Below are 15010 nucleotides of genomic sequence, written 5' to 3' on the forward strand. Positions count from 1 at the left end.
GCCGCAAGCGCCGCGCGGCAGAAAGGGGGTGACGCGGCAAGCCCCCGAAGCGCTGCTCACAACACCACCCTGACCTTGCCGCCAGTGGCCGCGACGAGATGCCGCGCCAGCGCGGCACGCACGTCGTCCTCGCCATGCACCAGCCGCACCTCGTCCGGCAGGTGGCGCATGCGGGTGACGAAACGGGTCAGATCGTCGCGGTCGGCGTGGGCGGAATAGCCTGACAAGGTGTGGATGCGGGCGCGGATGTCGATGCGCTCACCGTCGAGGTCCACGTAACCTCCGCGCGGGCCGTAGGTCTGAATCGCGTGACCGGGCGTACCGCGCGCCTGATAGCCGACAAAAAGCACATCGTGGCGCGGATCGCCCAACATGGCCCTGAGGTAGTTGACCACCCTGCCCCCGGCGCACATGCCGCTTGCCGCGATGACGATGGCCGGCGCGCGATTGCGCGCCAGGCGCTGAACGTTGGCAAGGTGGGCGTCATGCGTGTCGATGGCGACGAGTTGATCGAAGCCCAGCGGCTGACGGCCCGATCGCACGCGGGCACGCGCCTCGGCGTCCCAGAAGGGCTGCAACTCGCGGTACAGCGCGGTGAAGCGCTGCGCGAGCGGCGAATCGAGAAAGATCCGCAGCGCGCCCCACTTTTCTGCGTGCCGGCCGGGGCGCTGGCGCTCGCGGTGCAGGATGTCCTCGAACTCGTACAGCAGTTCCTGCGTGCGGCCGATGCTGAAGGCCGGGATGATGACCGTGCCGCCATCCTCCAGCGCATGCTCCACCACGGTCTGCAGGCGCTTGCGCCGGTTGCGGCGATCCTCGTGGCTGCGGTCGCCGTAGGTGGACTCGAGCACGAGTACGTCGGCCTGCCAGGGCGGGCGCGGCGCCGTCAGCAGCGGCGCATGCGGCGCCCCCAGATCGCCGGAGAAGACGATACGGCGCTTGTCCGGCCAGGCAGCGCCCGATAGCTCGCACTCGACATAGGCCGAACCAAGGATGTGCCCCGCACGCTTGAGCCGGATGCGGCAGGTGGCCCCCGCACTGCGGTACAGCGTCTGCCACTTGCCGTAGGGCAGCGGCCGGAGGCGCGGCTCGACCAGGCCGAGATAGCGCTCGACAAGCCGGGCGTCTCGACTCACGCCAACCTGAAAGGCGTCTGCCAGTACCGTGGGCAACAGCCGCGCGGAGGGCTCGCTGCAGAAGATCGGTCCCTTGAAGCCCGCCGCAAGCAGCCAGGGAAGGCGGCCACAGTGGTCGATGTGCACATGCGTGAGCACGAGCGCCCCGATCCCCTGCACCGGAAAGTCAATCTCGAGCCGGTCGGCACCCGCCTTGCCGTCGGGCGCGGTTTCGGTGCCCTGAAACAGGCCGCAGTCGATGAGCAGGCTGTTTTCGCCCTCGATGAAGAGCTGGTGGCACGAGCCGGTAACGCCGTTGCGGGCGCCGTGGTGAAGGATGACCGGGTTCATGACGAAATTCTATTCAAACCCCTTTCGCCAGGCCAGACAAAAATGCAATCAACATTGTAAAAACAGGTCCGCGCGCTACTCCATCCCCCACTTCTGCAGGCGGTAGCGCAGCTGGCGCAGGGTCATGCCGAGGTTGCGCGCGGCCGCGGAGCGGTTCCAGCGCGTCTGCTCGAGGGCACGAATGATGCGCAGGCGTTCAGCCTCATCGACGGAGGCCGCCTGCGGATCATCGAACTCCGGCGGTTCGTCATGGTACGCAGGCATCCCGAACCCGGAGTCGGTGAGCCAGGCCGAGCTCGTCTGGTCGGGATGGAGCTCGATGTCGGCGGCGCCGATCTCGTCGCGGTCGCACAGCGCGCAGGCGCGTTCGAGGAGGTTCTCCAGCTCGCGTACGTTGCCGGGGAAGGCGTAGCCTTGCAGCGCCTGCAGGGCGTCGGAGGCGAGCCGCCGCGGCGTGCCGCCCTCGCGCGCCGCGAGGCGTTCGAGGATGTGCATGGCGAGCTCGGCGATGTCTTCACGACGCTCGCGCAGGGGCGGTACGCGCAGGGTGATCACGTTGATGCGGAAGAAGAGGTCCTGACGGAAGCGTCCCTCGGCGACCAGCCGCCCCAGGTCCTGGTGCGAGGCGGAGAGGATGCGCACATCCACCGCCTCCTCGGCGTGGGCGCCGACGGGTCGCACTGCGCGCTCCTGGATGGCCCGCAGCAGCTTGACCTGCATGGCCAGCGGCAATTCACCGATCTCGTCCAGGAACAGCGTGCCGCCATTGGCGGCCTGAAAGAGCCCCTCCTTGTCCGCGGCGGCGCCGGTGAAGCTGCCCTTGCGGTGGCCGAAGAATTCGCTTTCCATCAGTTCGGGCGAGATGGCACCGCAGTTCACCGGGACGAAGGGCCGGGTGGCCCGCGCGCCGAGGCTGTGGATGTAGCGCGCGATGACCTCCTTGCCGGTACCCGATTCGCCGTGGATGAACACCGGCGCCTGGTTGCGCGCGAGCTTCTCGGCCTGGGCGCGCAGTTGCAGGAAGGCCGGCGAGTGGCCGATCAGCGCCCGTCCTCCCGCCGGCGGCGTGGCGGGCTCGTCGGCCTGACGCAGGGCGTTGTGGACGAGTTCGCGCAAGGCCTTGAGCTCGACCGGCTTGGTGACGAAATCGAAGGCACCGAGCTTGAGCGCACGGATGGCGGTCTCGATGCTACCGAATGCGGTGATGACGGCAACGGGCAGGCCGGGCTGTGCGCTCTGGATGTGCTCGACGAGCTCGAGACCGTCGCCATCGGGCAGGCGCATGTCGGTGAGGCACAGCCGATAGCGGCGGTCAGCGAGGCACTCGCGCGCCTCGCTGACCGAGCCGGCAGTGTCGCAGGCCAGGCCCATGCGCATGAGCGAGAGCTCGAGCAGTTCGCGAATGTCGTCCTCGTCGTCCACGACGAGCACATCGACGGATTGCGGACGGGAGCGGCGGTCGGCGATTGTCATGGTGTCTGGTGCGCCCGGAGCGTGAAGTCGGCCCCCGGACCGGCGGTCGACAGCTCGAGCTCCGCGTCGTTGGCCTCTGCGAGCTCGCGGGCGATGTAGAGCCCCAGGCCGGTCCCCTTGGGGTGGGTGGTGAAGAAAGGTTCGAACAGGTGCGTGCGGGTATCTTCGTCGAAGCCGGGGCCATCGTCCCGCACGTGCAGCGCCACACGCTCGCCCGGCTCCGCCTCCGCATGCAGTTGCACAGCGCCCGGCGTCCGCGAACAGTAGCGTGCAGCATTGGCGAGCAGATTGTCGAGGATCTGGTGCAGGTGCGCGCGGTCGATGGCGAGCGTCAGCGCCGGGTCGATATCCACCGCGTACAGCCCCTCCTCGTTCGCATCGCGGAACACCCGCGCCTCGATCACCTCACGCACGAAGTCGGCCAGAGGCAGCGCCTCGGGCATGGCCTGCTCGCGCCGGCCGAGCGCCAGCACGTCGCGGATCATGCGTTCGATGCGCTGCGCGTTGTCGTTGATGATGCGCGCAAGGCGGGCCTGCATTTCGGCGCGCTTCTCGTCGCGCAGCAGTTCGGCCGCCTGAGTGACGGCCGAGAGCGGGTTGCGGATCTCGTGCGCCATGCTCGCAGTGAGCCGGCCGAGTGCTGCCAGCTTGATCTGCTGCAGCCGGCGCTGTATGTCCTCGAAGTCGGTAAGGTAGAGCAGCGTATCGCCTTGCGCGGCGCTTCCGGCATCACCCGGCACCGCGCGACAGCGCAGCAGGCGGCCCGCCGGCCCGACCCGGATCAGTCGCCCCTCCTCGCTGACCGGTGCCTGCAGCATGGGCGCGAAGGCGGCATCCAGATCGGGGAGCGCCAGACCCTCCAGGCCCTCGCAGCGCATGTGCGCCATACCCAGCATGTTCGCCGCCTGCGGATTGGCATGCAGGATTCGCCCGCGGGCATCGACCACGATCACGCCATCCTGCATGTCGCGGATGATGTGTTCACTGACCGCCTGCTGCTTGGCGAGCGCCAGCCCGCGCTCGGCAGCCAGCGTGGCATTGGTACTGGCGCGCAGCGCAAGCAGGCGGGCGACGAGCGCGATGGCGAAGAAGCCCGCGCAGAAGATCCCGACCTGCAGCGAATCGACCGGCTGCAGGCCGCCGACATAGCGCCAGGTGTTCTCGATCAGCACGGCGATGGTGGCGATCGCCGCAGCGAACAGCACCATGCGCCCCTGCACGATCAGGCCCGCACCCGCGAGCATGACCATCATCAGCGCCGGCATGCCGCTGCGGTAGCCGCCACTGACCCACATGATCAGCGCCAGGGCCAGCATGTCGATCACCACCTGCAGCGCCACCGTGCGATCGAAGCCGAGCCTGCGCTGCGCATCCGGAAAGCCCAGCGCAAGCACGGCCAGGAGGTAACCGGAGGCGGTGAGGTAGTAGATGCGCGGGCTCTCGGCGCCAAGCCCGAGTTCGCGTCCAGCGACCAGGAAAAGGCCGGCCAGGATCAGGCGAAAGAGGTTCAGATAACGCAGCGACAGACGCCGCCCGCGATCCGCCTCCGGCATCACCGCACGACGGGCTTCATTCTGTGCGGCGGCCGGCACGGCGGTGTGCCTCGCTGCAGAAGAAATCGTCCTCGCCCCGCACGCCCTCGGATTCGGGCACGATCAGCCCGCAATGCGCGCACTCGCGCATGCGCTCGGCTGCGACGGGCTTGCCGCCTGTCTTGCGCCGGATCGTCTGCTGGTCCTTGAAGCGGCGCAGCGCACCACGCGCCCACCAGATGCCGATGAAGACCAGAGCGATGATGAGCAGATTGCGCACGATAGGAGAGGCGGGAACGGTGGCGCCAGCGGCAGTCGGAAACTGGCGGATTCTAGCATGCAGCGCCCCGGCTCCCCGTCATCCGCCGGGTTTGCGACAATGCGCCCTCCCACCTCGACCACTGCCGCCATGCCGAGCTTCCCCGCCCCCATCGAATCCCGCCTGCCGAACGTGGGCACGACCATCTTTACGGTGATGTCGCGCCTCGCCCAGGAATGCGGTGCGATCAACCTCTCGCAGGGTTTCCCCGACTTCAACGCCGAAGACCTGCTGTTCGAGCGCGTTGCTCACTGGATGCGCGCAGGACACAACCAGTACGCGCCCATGGCGGGCTGCCTGCCGCTGCGCGAGGCGATCGCCGCCAAGGTCGAGGCGCTGTACGGCGCGCGCTACGACGTCGAGCATGAGATCACCGTGACCGCTGGCGCCACGCAGGCGCTGTTCACCGCGGTGACCGCCTGCGTGCGCCCGGGAGACGAGGTGATCGTGTTCGAACCGGTGTACGACGCCTACGTACCGGCGATCGAGCTGGCCGGGGGGCGGGTGGTGCGCTTGCGCCTGGCCGCGCCCGATTACCGACCCGACTGGGCTGCGGTGGCGGCAGCGATCACGCCGCGCACACGCATGATCATGATCAACACCCCGCACAACCCCACTGCCACGGTGTGGTCGCGGGACGACCTCGACCAGCTCGCCGCGCTCACCCGCAACACCGGCATCGTGGTGGTCGCGGACGAGGTGTATGAGCACATCGTTTTCGACGGCACCACACACGCGAGCTGTGCCGCGCATGAAGAACTCGCGGCGCGCAGCTTCGTGGTATCGAGCTTCGGGAAGACCTATCACATCACCGGCTGGAAGGTGGGCTACCTGCTTGCGCCGCGCGAACTGATGGCGGAATTCCGCAAGGTGCATCAGTTCAACGTGTTCACGGTGAACACGCCGGTGCAACTCGCGCTCACCGACTACATGGCCGACGCCTCACGCCACCTCGGCCTCGCCGGCTTCTACCAGGCCAAGCGTGATTTCTTCCGCGCAGCGCTCGCCGGCTCACGCTTCGAACTGCTCCCCTCGCGGGGCACCTACTTCCAACTCGCCCGCTACGAGACAATCTCGGACATGGGGGACGCGACCTTCTGCGAGCATCTGACGCGCAATGTGGGCGTGGCAGCGATTCCGGTATCCGCCTTCTTCGCGGACGGCCGCGACGAGCGCGTGATCCGCTTCTGCTTCGCCAAGAACGAGCGCACGCTCGCCGCAGCCTGCGAGCGGCTGTGCAAGGTTTGAACGCTTGAAGTTCGCGGGTGCGCCTGCTGCCGCAGGAGCCCGCGAATGGAGCGCCTGAACGACCGCCACCTTTTAGAGACGAACCGATGTTCACGCAACCCCTCCCCACCCTGCAGCGCGACGGCGACACCGTCCGCATCCTCGACCAGACCGTGCTGCCCTTCCGCACCGAAACCGTGGTGCTGCGCACGCTGAACGACGCCGCCCACGCCATCCGCAGCATGCAGGTACGCGGCGCACCGCTGATCGGCGCCACCGCCGCCTACGGCGTGTCGCTCGCGCTGATGGAGGGCGGCAGCAACGATGAGGCGCTGACTCACGCTCTCGCGGTACTCGGCGCGACCCGCCCCACCGCGGTGAACCTGCACTGGGCGCTGGACCGCATGAACGCCAGGCTCTCCACCCTGCCCGCAGCCGCACGCCTGCAAGCCGCTTGGGACGAAGCCGAGGCCATCCGCGCCGACGACGCCAAGACCTGTGATGCAATTGGCCAACACGGCCTGGCGCTGATGCGCGACATCGCCGCCCGCCGCGCCGGACCGGTGCGGCTGATGACCCACTGCAACGCAGGCTGGCTCGCCACCTGCGGCGCCGGCACCGCACTTGCGCCGATCTACGCTGCGCAGGCCGCGGGCATCCCGGTGGAGGTCTTCGTCAGCGAAACCCGCCCGCGCAACCAGGGCCTGCTCACCGAGTGGGAGCTGCGCGCCGCCGGTGTCCCCCACACCCTGATCGCCGACAACGCGGCGGGCCTGCTGCTGATGCGGGGCGCGGTCGACCTGGTCATCACCGGCGCCGACCGCATCGCCGCCAACGGCGACGCCGCGAACAAGGTCGGCACCTACCTCAAGGCGCTCGCCGCGCAGGCGGCCGGCGTGCCCTTTTACATCGCCGCGCCGCACTCCACCCTGGACTTCGCATGCCCGCACGGCGCCGCCATCCCGATCGAGGACCGCGGCGCCGACGAGGTCTGCCTCATGCGCGGTACCGATGCCGAAGGTCGCATCACCGACGTGCGCCTGGCGCCAGCCCAGACACTTGCTGCGAACCCGGCCTTCGACGTCACGCCGGCGGCGCTGATCCGCGGCATCATCACCGAACGCGGCATCGCACCCGCAAGTGAGCTGGTGCGGCTTTATCCGGAGCAAAAGGCATGAGCGACACCCCGGGCATCTGCATCCACGAAGAAGGCGGCTGGCAACCCGACGACCCGCTGCGCGCGGAGCTGCTGGCAACCCTGCGCGCGATGGGCGAGGCGCGCCTGAACGTCGGCACCTCGGGCAACGCCAGCGTGCGACTGGGGTCTGCGGCATGCAGCCCGGCAGGCGCGCCGCGCATGCTGATCACCCCCAGCGGCAGGCCTGCCGAGCGCAGCCAGCCGCAGGACATGGTGGTGGTCGAGGCCGACGGCAGCTACGCTGGCCCGCTCGCCCCGTCGTCGGAATGGAAGCTGCACCACGATATCTACGCCGCCCACCCCGCAGCCGGTGCGGTGCTGCACGCGCACGCGCCCTTCGCAACCGCGCTCGCCTGCCAGCGCCGCGAGATCCCGCCCTTCCACTACATGATCGCGCGCTTCGGCGGCAGCACCGTGCGCTGCGCCGACTATGCCACCTTCGGCACCCAGGCGCTGTCGGACGCCACCGCCGCCGCACTGCAGGACCGCAACGCCTGCCTGCTCGCCAACCACGGCATGGTCGTCTACGGCCGCGACCTCGTCCACGCGCTGGCGCTGGCGATCGAGTTCGAGACCCTGTGCGAACAGTACTGGCGCAGCCTGCAGCTCGGCCCGCCGGTGCTGCTGTCCGAGACGGAGATGGCCGAAGTGCTCGAACGTTTCAAGTGGTACGGCAAGCCGCGCAGCTAAGACATCGGCAAAGCAGCGCGGGGAAACCTGCAGAAATCGGGCACGCACCCACCGCGGGGCAGGCTTTCCCGCGAGCGGCCTAACGCTCCAGCACCCGCAGCAGGCTCGAAGTGTCGTCGTTCCCCCACCCTGCATGCATCAGCGCGTTGAGCTGCTGCCAGGCCTGGCCAGCCACCGGCAAGGGCACGCCAAGGCGGGCGGCTTCGTCCATCAGGATGGCGAAATCCTTGTGGTGCAGGCGCGCGGCCACGCCAGCGGAGAAGTCGCGCGCGACCATCTTCGCACCCATGGTCTCCAGCACGCGTGAAGCCGCCGAACCGCCCAGCAGCGCCTGGCGCACGGCGGCCAGATCCACGCCGTGCGCTGCGGCAAGGTGCATGGCCTCGGCACAGGCCTGGAGGATGGACACGAGGATCATCTGGTTGCAGGCCTTCGCGACCTGGCCGGCGCCGGGCGGGCCGATATGGACGATGCGCTGGCCGAGCACTTCGAGCAGCGGACGCACGCGGTCAAGCGTCTCCTCGTCCGTACCGGCCATGATCGCCAGCGTCGCATCGCGCGCACCCTGCCCGCCGCCGGATACCGGCGCATCGACCCAGCCGACGCCGCGCTCGGCGTAGCGTGCGGCGAGCGAACGTGCCGTAGCCGGGGCAATGGTGCTCATGTCCACATGGATGCTGCCTGGCGCGAAGCCCTCGGCCAGCCCGCCCGAACCGAAGGCGAGCGCTTCGACGTCGGCGCTGGCGGTGACCACGGTAATGACCACCTCGCTGCGTGCTGCGAGCTCGGCCGGCGTGGCCCTCAACTGCATGCCCTCGGCGACGAGCGCCGCGGCAGACTCCGGGCGACGTGCCCAGATCGCCACCGCGTGGCCAGCTGCGTGCAGGTGGCGCACCATCGGTTCGCCCATCACGCCCAGGCCGATGAATCCGATCTTCATAGGCTTTCCTCCTACCCCGGTCATTCGCCGACACATCCGCTCATGCGCTCGAGGAGCTTGAGCATGGCGACCGAATCATCCTCGCCCAGGCCGCTGCCGGCCATGGCATTGAAGAGCTGCGCGGTGGCCGCGGCGGCCGGCAACGCCAGCCCCAGGCGGTGGGCTTCGTCCAGGACGATGCGCATGTCCTTCTGGTGCATCCAGGCCTTGAAGCCGGGGGTGAAGTTACGCGCAAGCATGCGCCGACCGTGGTTCTCGAGGACACGCGACCAGGCCAGGCCGCCGAGCAGCGCCTCGCGCACGGCGGCGCCATCGACACCGCTCTTGTGCGCGAACACGAGGCCTTCAGCCACCGCAGCCACACCGACGCCGGTGAGGATCTGGTTGCAGGCCTTGGCGACCTGACCGGCGCCGGCTTCACCGATGCGGGTGATCGACCCGCCCATGGCCTCGAACAGCGGCCGCACCTGCGCGCAGGCGGCCTCGTCGCCGCCGACCATGATGGTGAGCGTGCCCGCAATCGCCCCGGGTTCGCCGCCCGACACGGGTGCATCGAGTGCGATCACCCCGCGCACAGCCAGGCGCGCGGCGATGGACTGTGCGGCTGCAGGGGCGATGGTGCTCATGTCGATATGGATGTGCCCCTTGCCCGCCCCCTCCGCCACACCGTCGGGGCCGAGCGTGACCTGCTCGACGTCCGGCGCGTCGGCCACCATGCTGATCGTGATCGGGGCACGGCGCGCCACTTCGGCAGCGCTGGCGCAGTCGCCTGCGCCGGCGTCGAGCAGCGGCTGCACGGACGCCCGCCGCCGGCTCCAGACCTGCACGCGATGACCGGCCTGGATAAGGTTGAGGGCCATGGGCCGGCCCATGAGACCGAGTCCGATGAATCCGACATCCATTGGGTGATGATCCTCCAGCGTTGAGCCAAGCCTGGCCATTCCCGACGGGCCCGCGAGCACCGCGCAGCGACGGCCATGCACCGCCCGACTGGTCGCCACGCAGGAAGCCCGCCATAATCTGCGCCATGAACTACGGCGCAATCATCAAGGAAATCGGTCGAGGCGCCAAGGGCGCTCGCGATCTCGACACGGCCGCCGCTGCGGCGCTTTTCGGCGACATCCTGGACGGCAAGGTGCCCGAACTGGAGTTGGGTGCGATCCTGCTCGCCTTCCGCATCAAGAGCGAGACGCTGCCCGAGCTGCTGGGCTTCAAGCAGGCCATGGACGCGCGCACAGCACAGGTGGAAGTACCCGCCGGGCCGCGCTGCGTGGTGCTGCCAACCTACAACGGCGCGCGCCGGCAGGCGAACCTGATGCCGCTGGTGGCGATGCTGCTGGCGCGCGAGGGCGTGCCAGTACTGATCCAGGGACGCCACGATTTCGAGACGCGGGTGAGTCCGTTCGAGCTGCTCGAAGCACTTGAGCTGCAGCCCGCAGCCGACGCGGCGCAGGCCTCGGCACAGCTCGCGCAGCGGCGCATCGCGTGCATCGGTGTGGACAAGCTGCTCCCGGGGCTCGACCCGCTGCTCGCCCTGCGCACGCGTATGGGCGTGCGCGCCAGCGGCCATACCATGGCCAAGCTCATCGATCCCTGCCGCGGGCGCAGCGTGCGCGTGGTGGCGGTTACGCACCCCGAATATCTGGAACGCATGGACGCTTTCCTGCGCATTGACGGTGGGCGCGCGATGCTGATGCGCGGGACCGAGGGCGAGATCTACGCGAATCCGCGGCGCTGCCCGGAGATGAAGGTCTATGTGGAGGGTGAGGCTTCGATCGGCGTCGCCGGCGAAGATGGCGGAGCCCCGCCGCTCACCGGCCTGCCGGATGCTCCATCCGTGCCCGAGAATGCGGCCCTGGTGCGGGCGATGCTGGCTGGCGAGGTGCCCGTACCCGGACCGATCCGGTCGCAGGTCGAAGCCTTGAAGACGCTCGCAGGCTGACCCCGCGCCACCGGCGCTACGACAGCACTTGCACAATCGCTCCGCCCAACTCGTACAGCCCGTTGCCGAGCGCATGACAGCGCTTGACCTCGAGTTCCGCGACGAGTGGTGTCGCACCGGTTGGCGAATCCACGGTGACGCGCAGGGTTTCCTGCGCCCGCGGCACGTAGGCGGTGTGCAGCGTCATCCCGCCGACGCTCAGCTCGACACACACGCCGGACACGGCAACGCCGTTGGGGGGATGGATGGTCGCGCGGCAACCGAGCGGTATCCGGCGATCCAGCCTGCGATCGCTTCTGGCCGAGTGATCGTGCATGCGACCCGCTTCCTCGAGATGGACAAGCGGTCATTGTATCGCCCACACCCGGCAGCCCTACCGTGAAGGATTCACGCCTTTGCCCCAGAGCCTGTTGCGCACCTCCGGGCAAGCGCCCAGAATCCTGAAGAGGCCTGCGGGGCCGCCCTGAACTCGATCAAAAGGTCACTGCGATGCACTCCCCGGAAAAGCGGCACTTCTCACGCATTCACTTCAGCCACGGCGCGACCCTGACGTTCGAGGGCGGCGAGCTGCCCTGCGAGGTCGTCGACCTGTCGCTCAAGGGAGCGCATATCCGGCTCCCTGCGGGCAGCCCACCGCTGGCGTCCGGGCTTGCGTGCGCACTCGAGTTGCGCCTTGACGATGGCGAATCCAGGCTGCGCATGGAAGCCACGGTCGCACATTGCCGCGGACGGGATGCCGGGCTCACCTGCACGATGATCGACCTCGACAGCATCACCCGCCTGCGCAGGCTGATCGAGCTCAACCTCGGCGACGACGCCCTGCTGCACCGCGAGCTCCACGAACTGGCTTCCCTGTAGCCCCACGCAGCGCGCAGGCTCAGGCTGCGAGACGGCCTGCTCGGTAGTCGGCGATCGCCTGGTAGATCTCCTGCTCGGTGTTCATCACGAAGGGGCCGTACTGGGCAATGGGCTCGCCGAGCGGGCGCCCGGAGATGAGGAGCGCACGCGCGTCGCCTGCGGCCTCAAGGCACACCCCGTCGCTGGCGTCTTCATTGGCGAGGATGGCCATGTTGCCTGCCCGCACCGATTCTTCGCCGACCTTCAATGCCCCGCGGTAGACATATAGAAATGCATTGTGCGCTGCGGGAATCGGCTGCATGAAGCGGCTACCGGCCGGCAGGTTCAGGTCGAGGTAGAGCGGCGCCGTCACGGCGCGGGTCACCGCACCCGTGACGCCATGGCTCTCTCCAGCGATTACGGTCGCCTCGACGCCCGCCTCGGTGGTGAAGCGAGGCAGCTCGCCCGCAGCGAAGTCGCGATACCATGGCACGCTCATCTTGTCCCGGGCAGGCAGGTTGAGCCAGAGCTGGAAACCCTCCATCACACCCTCCTGCTGCTGTGGGATCTCCGAATGGATCACCCCGCGCCCGGCCGTCATCCATTGCACGCCACCGTTCTCGAGCAGGCCTTCGTGCCCTGCACTGTCACGATGCTTCATGCGGCCAGCAATCATGTAGGTGACGGTCTCGAAACCACGGTGCGGATGGTCGGGAAAACCGGCGATGTAGTCGTCGGCGTTGTCGCTCCCAAACGCATCGAGCATGAGGAAGGGGTCGAGCCGGCGCTGCAGGGACTGGCTGAGCACCCGGGTCAGCTTGACGCCGGCGCCGTCCGAGGTCGGGCGGCCCGTTACCAGGCGCTCCACGCTGCGCGAACGCGCCACGCTTGCGCAGGGAATGCGCGCGGAGGAAAGGGTCGGGGTACTCATCTGCGTTCTCCTTGGGGTCGGGGGTGCGGGGCGGGTGGGCCCGCCCTCGTATCCTGCAGCCGCGGCAAGCCGGTCAAGACGCTCAGGCGAGCGCGGCGTCGATGTCCGCCTCGGCCTCCGCGAAACCTTGCCGTGCTGCCTCGTCGCCCATGTTCAGGCCCTCGGCATAGACAAAGCGAAGCTCACTCAGACCGACGAAGCCAAGCACCGTCTGCAGGTACGGGGTCTGCGTGTCCGTGGGCGTGCCACGATAGCGGCCACCGCGCGCGCACGCGGCGATCACCTTCTTGCCCTTGAGCAGGCCCTCCGGGCCGTTCTCGGTATAGCGGAAGGTGACGCCGACGCGGGCGATGGCATCGATCCAGCTCTTGAGTTGGGTCGAGATGGCGAAGTTGTACATCGGCACCCCGATTACGATCACGTCCGCGCCCTGAACCTCGGCGATGAGGGCATCACTTTCAGCCACACGCGCCGCCTGTTCCGGCGTGCGCTGCTCGGCCGGCGTAAAGAGCGCACCCAGCGCAGCCTCGTCGACCACCGGAGCAGGCTTGCGCGCGAGATCGCGTACAACGAGCTCGGCAGCGGGGTTCTTCGCAGTCAGACGCGAAACGATCTCGTCGGCGAGGCGGGTGGAATTGGCGCCGGCGGTGCGGGCGCTGCCGTTGATTTGCAGGATCTTCATGTTGGGGTCCTCGTCATTTTGAACTGGATGTTGCACACTGTATTACGAACTTGAAAGTGAATTAACCCATCAAAATAGACTTCATTGTTCGGATAATGGAACAAATAGACCCGAATGATCTGCTGATCTTTGCCCGTGTCGTCGACGAAGGCAGCTTCACGGCGGCCGCCGAACGACTCGGGCTACCGAAATCGACCGTTTCGCGCAGACTGTCGCAACTGGAAGAGCGGCTGGGCGAACGTCTGTTGCTGCGCACGACCCGCCGGCTCAGCATCACCGAGTTTGGCACTGCCCTGCTCGAACACGCGCGGCAGGTCGATGCCGAGGTGGAGGCCGTGGGCAACCTGGCCGAGAGCCGGCAGGCACGACCCAGCGGTCGCTTGCGGGTATCGATGCCCAACGATTTCGCCAATCTCCTGCTGACGGACATGCTGGCCGCATTCTCAGCCCTGCACCCTGCAGTCACGCTTGAGCTCGACCTGTCACCGCGCCGGGTGGACCTGCTCGGCGAAGGCTTCGATGTCGCCATACGCCTGGGGACCTTGCCCGACGACGCGCTGCTGGCCGCCCGCAGACTGGCCGTGTTCCCGTGGGGGCTGTATGCCTCGCCCACCTATGTCGCCGAGCATGGCGAGCCGAACGCACCGGAGGACCTGCAGCATCACCGCGCACTGCGCCTGCTCGGGCGCACTGGGGAACCCATCGGCTGGACCTTGCTGCGGGGGAGCGAGCGATGGGAGGGCACGCCCCCCGGCTCGATCACCGCCAATGCGCCCGAGTTGCTGATCCGCTTCGCGCGCGCAGGCGCCGGCATCGCGGCAGTGCCTGATTATTTCGCGACCCCGTACTTGCGCCGCGGCGAACTGCAGCGCGTGATGCCGGACTGGCGCCTGCCCTCGATCACTGCATGGGCCGTGTTCCCCGGACGCAGGCTGATGCCCGCCAAGACCCGCGCATTTCTGGACATGCTGCAGGCGGCCCTCGGCGACTGAGCTCCGTTTGCCCAGCGGGTCGTCTAACGCGGGCGCCACGTGGCGGCCACAGCCCACGAACGATCCGGTTGCTGCGGAATCACATGCCTGCCTACGCTGCCGCCGCACGCTGGCGGCGTCACGACCATGGACATGCCGACCGAGGCCATCCCTTGGCCACACGGATGCGACACCCCGCTTACAATGGGCGCCTGTTACGGAACCTGAATCAAGATGACCCTGCTTCGACAATTCTTCGAGCTGCCCGCACGGGTGCTCTATCTGGCGCTGTTCCTTGTCGCCAGCGGCCTTCTCGGTTTTGGCCTCTATCTGCAGCACGTCGTGGGCCTGGAGCCCTGCCCGATGTGCGTCATGCAGCGTTATGCTTTCGCACTCGCAGCGCTCGTTGCCCTGATCGCAGCCGTCCACGGACCCGGGCGGCGCGGGGTGCGCGTCTATGCAGGATTGATCGGAGTGTCTGCGCTGGTGGGGGGCGGAATCGCGGCGCGCCAGAGCTGGATGCAGATCGATCCGCCCCTGATCCCCGAATGCGGGCCAGGGCTGGAGTTCATGCTCGAGAGCTTTCCGCTTGCACAGGCGCTGCCGATGATCTTCCGCGGTGCGGGCGACTGCACGGCGATCGAGTGGACCTTCCTCGGCCTGTCCATCGCAAACTGGTCGCTGCTCAGTTTCACCGCGACCGTGATCTTCGCCGCCTGGATGCTGCTGCGCCGCAACTGACGTCAACGGCCGGCATCGGCGATGGCCCACCCCTGTGGCCGACATCGCCGACCGACCTCGG

The 15010-nt window shown here is 68.2% G+C and carries 16 protein-coding genes; 7 read left to right on the plus strand and 9 right to left on the minus strand.

Annotated elements, in window-relative coordinates; genetic code table 11:
• Positions 1-56 precede the first annotated feature (56 nt).
• The 4 genes from ACPT9U_RS01095 to ACPT9U_RS01110 form a co-directional block, all read right to left on the minus strand.
• The gene (locus ACPT9U_RS01095) at positions 57-1466 is read right to left on the minus strand and encodes an MBL fold metallo-hydrolase RNA specificity domain-containing protein (protein ID WP_435749617.1); all 1410 of its coding nucleotides are present in this window, start codon (positions 1464-1466) and stop codon (positions 57-59) included.
• A 75-nt stretch (positions 1467-1541) separates the two neighbouring features.
• Positions 1542-2939, minus strand: coding sequence for a sigma-54-dependent transcriptional regulator (locus ACPT9U_RS01100; RefSeq protein WP_435749618.1), 1398 nt, complete (start codon positions 2937-2939; stop codon positions 1542-1544).
• Entirely contained in the window at positions 2936-4492 is a 1557-nt protein-coding gene (locus ACPT9U_RS01105; RefSeq protein ID WP_435749635.1) for a sensor histidine kinase, read from the minus strand. Before ACPT9U_RS01105 ends, ACPT9U_RS01100 begins: the two co-directional genes overlap by 4 nt.
• A 16-nt stretch (positions 4493-4508) precedes the next feature.
• Positions 4509-4751 carry a PP0621 family protein gene (locus tag ACPT9U_RS01110; RefSeq protein ID WP_418363605.1) on the minus strand — a complete coding sequence of 81 codons (243 nt, stop codon included), beginning with the start codon at positions 4749-4751 and terminating at the stop codon, positions 4509-4511.
• Positions 4752-4880: 129 nt separating this feature from the next.
• Between ACPT9U_RS01110 and ACPT9U_RS01115 the strand changes: the two genes are divergently transcribed.
• The 3 genes from ACPT9U_RS01115 to ACPT9U_RS01125 all read left to right on the plus strand — a co-directional run bounded on the left by ACPT9U_RS01115 (position 4881) and on the right by ACPT9U_RS01125 (position 7905).
• On the plus strand, positions 4881-6038 hold the full coding sequence (locus ACPT9U_RS01115) for a pyridoxal phosphate-dependent aminotransferase (protein WP_418363782.1): 1158 nt from the start codon (positions 4881-4883) through the stop codon (positions 6036-6038).
• Positions 6039-6124: 86 nt separating this feature from the next.
• Positions 6125-7195, plus strand: coding sequence for an S-methyl-5-thioribose-1-phosphate isomerase (mtnA, locus tag ACPT9U_RS01120; protein ID WP_418363606.1), 1071 nt, complete (start codon positions 6125-6127; stop codon positions 7193-7195).
• Positions 7192-7905 carry a class II aldolase/adducin family protein gene (locus ACPT9U_RS01125; RefSeq protein ID WP_418363607.1) on the plus strand — a complete coding sequence of 238 codons (714 nt, stop codon included), beginning with the start codon at positions 7192-7194 and terminating at the stop codon, positions 7903-7905. Before mtnA ends, ACPT9U_RS01125 begins: the two co-directional genes overlap by 4 nt.
• A 79-nt stretch (positions 7906-7984) precedes the next feature.
• Here ACPT9U_RS01125 and ACPT9U_RS01130 read toward each other — a convergent pair whose 3' ends face one another.
• Together ACPT9U_RS01130 and ACPT9U_RS01135 are read right to left on the minus strand one after the other, a co-directional pair.
• Positions 7985-8845, minus strand: a complete 861-nt coding sequence (locus ACPT9U_RS01130; RefSeq protein WP_435749620.1) for an NAD(P)-dependent oxidoreductase — start codon at positions 8843-8845, stop codon at positions 7985-7987.
• Between the two features lie 20 nt (positions 8846-8865).
• Entirely contained in the window at positions 8866-9747 is an 882-nt protein-coding gene (locus ACPT9U_RS01135) for an NAD(P)-dependent oxidoreductase (RefSeq protein WP_435749621.1), read from the minus strand.
• Between the two features lie 125 nt (positions 9748-9872).
• Here ACPT9U_RS01135 and ybiB point away from each other — a divergent pair, with 125 nt between their 5' ends.
• Positions 9873-10787: a DNA-binding protein YbiB gene (gene ybiB, locus ACPT9U_RS01140; protein WP_435749622.1), complete on the plus strand. Its 915-nt coding sequence runs from the start codon at positions 9873-9875 to the stop codon at positions 10785-10787.
• A gap of 16 nt (positions 10788-10803) precedes the next feature.
• Here the strand turns inward: ybiB and ACPT9U_RS01145 are convergent, their stop codons facing one another.
• Positions 10804-11103, minus strand: coding sequence for a PilZ domain-containing protein (locus ACPT9U_RS01145; protein WP_418363611.1), 300 nt, complete (start codon positions 11101-11103; stop codon positions 10804-10806).
• 173 nt (positions 11104-11276) lie between these two features.
• On the opposite strand from ACPT9U_RS01145, the gene ACPT9U_RS01150 reads away from it, so the two are divergent.
• On the plus strand, positions 11277-11645 hold the full coding sequence (locus ACPT9U_RS01150; protein WP_418363612.1) for a PilZ domain-containing protein: 369 nt from the start codon (positions 11277-11279) through the stop codon (positions 11643-11645).
• A gap of 19 nt (positions 11646-11664) precedes the next feature.
• Here the strand turns inward: ACPT9U_RS01150 and ACPT9U_RS01155 are convergent, their stop codons facing one another.
• Together ACPT9U_RS01155 and ACPT9U_RS01160 are read right to left on the minus strand one after the other, a co-directional pair.
• The gene (locus tag ACPT9U_RS01155; protein WP_418363613.1) at positions 11665-12555 is read right to left on the minus strand and encodes a pirin family protein; all 891 of its coding nucleotides are present in this window, start codon (positions 12553-12555) and stop codon (positions 11665-11667) included.
• 82 nt (positions 12556-12637) lie between these two features.
• Complete coding sequence (locus ACPT9U_RS01160; RefSeq protein WP_418363614.1) at positions 12638-13237, minus strand: FMN-dependent NADH-azoreductase; 600 nt, start codon at positions 13235-13237, stop codon at positions 12638-12640.
• Positions 13238-13332: 95 nt separating this feature from the next.
• On the opposite strand from ACPT9U_RS01160, the gene ACPT9U_RS01165 reads away from it, so the two are divergent.
• Positions 13333-14229 carry a LysR family transcriptional regulator gene (locus tag ACPT9U_RS01165; RefSeq protein ID WP_418363615.1) on the plus strand — a complete coding sequence of 299 codons (897 nt, stop codon included), beginning with the start codon at positions 13333-13335 and terminating at the stop codon, positions 14227-14229.
• A 213-nt stretch (positions 14230-14442) separates the two neighbouring features.
• Positions 14443-14949 (plus strand): disulfide bond formation protein B, encoded by a 507-nt coding sequence (locus tag ACPT9U_RS01170; RefSeq protein WP_418363616.1) that lies wholly within the window; start codon positions 14443-14445, stop codon positions 14947-14949.
• The last annotated feature ends 61 nt before the right edge of the window (positions 14950-15010 follow it).

Source organism: Thauera sp. AutoDN2 (assembly GCF_051280715.1).
GTDB lineage: Bacteria > Pseudomonadota > Gammaproteobacteria > Burkholderiales > Rhodocyclaceae > Thauera.

Coding starts and splice junctions, on each gene's coding strand:
- ACPT9U_RS01095 (WP_435749617.1), bottom strand. CDS start 1,466: ATGAACCCGGTCATCCTTCACCACGGCGCCCGCAACGGCGTTACCGGC.
- ACPT9U_RS01100 (WP_435749618.1), bottom strand. CDS start 2,939: ATGACAATCGCCGACCGCCGCTCCCGTCCGCAATCCGTCGATGTGCTC.
- ACPT9U_RS01105 (WP_435749635.1), bottom strand. CDS start 4,492: ATGCCGGAGGCGGATCGCGGGCGGCGTCTGTCGCTGCGTTATCTGAAC.
- ACPT9U_RS01115 (WP_418363782.1), top strand. CDS start 4,881: ATGCCGAGCTTCCCCGCCCCCATCGAATCCCGCCTGCCGAACGTGGGC.
- mtnA (WP_418363606.1), top strand. CDS start 6,125: ATGTTCACGCAACCCCTCCCCACCCTGCAGCGCGACGGCGACACCGTC.
- ACPT9U_RS01125 (WP_418363607.1), top strand. CDS start 7,192: ATGAGCGACACCCCGGGCATCTGCATCCACGAAGAAGGCGGCTGGCAA.
- ACPT9U_RS01130 (WP_435749620.1), bottom strand. CDS start 8,845: ATGAAGATCGGATTCATCGGCCTGGGCGTGATGGGCGAACCGATGGTG.
- ACPT9U_RS01135 (WP_435749621.1), bottom strand. CDS start 9,747: ATGGATGTCGGATTCATCGGACTCGGTCTCATGGGCCGGCCCATGGCC.
- ybiB (WP_435749622.1), top strand. CDS start 9,873: ATGAACTACGGCGCAATCATCAAGGAAATCGGTCGAGGCGCCAAGGGC.
- ACPT9U_RS01145 (WP_418363611.1), bottom strand. CDS start 11,103: ATGCACGATCACTCGGCCAGAAGCGATCGCAGGCTGGATCGCCGGATA.
- ACPT9U_RS01150 (WP_418363612.1), top strand. CDS start 11,277: ATGCACTCCCCGGAAAAGCGGCACTTCTCACGCATTCACTTCAGCCAC.
- ACPT9U_RS01155 (WP_418363613.1), bottom strand. CDS start 12,555: ATGAGTACCCCGACCCTTTCCTCCGCGCGCATTCCCTGCGCAAGCGTG.
- ACPT9U_RS01160 (WP_418363614.1), bottom strand. CDS start 13,237: ATGAAGATCCTGCAAATCAACGGCAGCGCCCGCACCGCCGGCGCCAAT.
- ACPT9U_RS01165 (WP_418363615.1), top strand. CDS start 13,333: ATGGAACAAATAGACCCGAATGATCTGCTGATCTTTGCCCGTGTCGTC.
- ACPT9U_RS01170 (WP_418363616.1), top strand. CDS start 14,443: ATGACCCTGCTTCGACAATTCTTCGAGCTGCCCGCACGGGTGCTCTAT.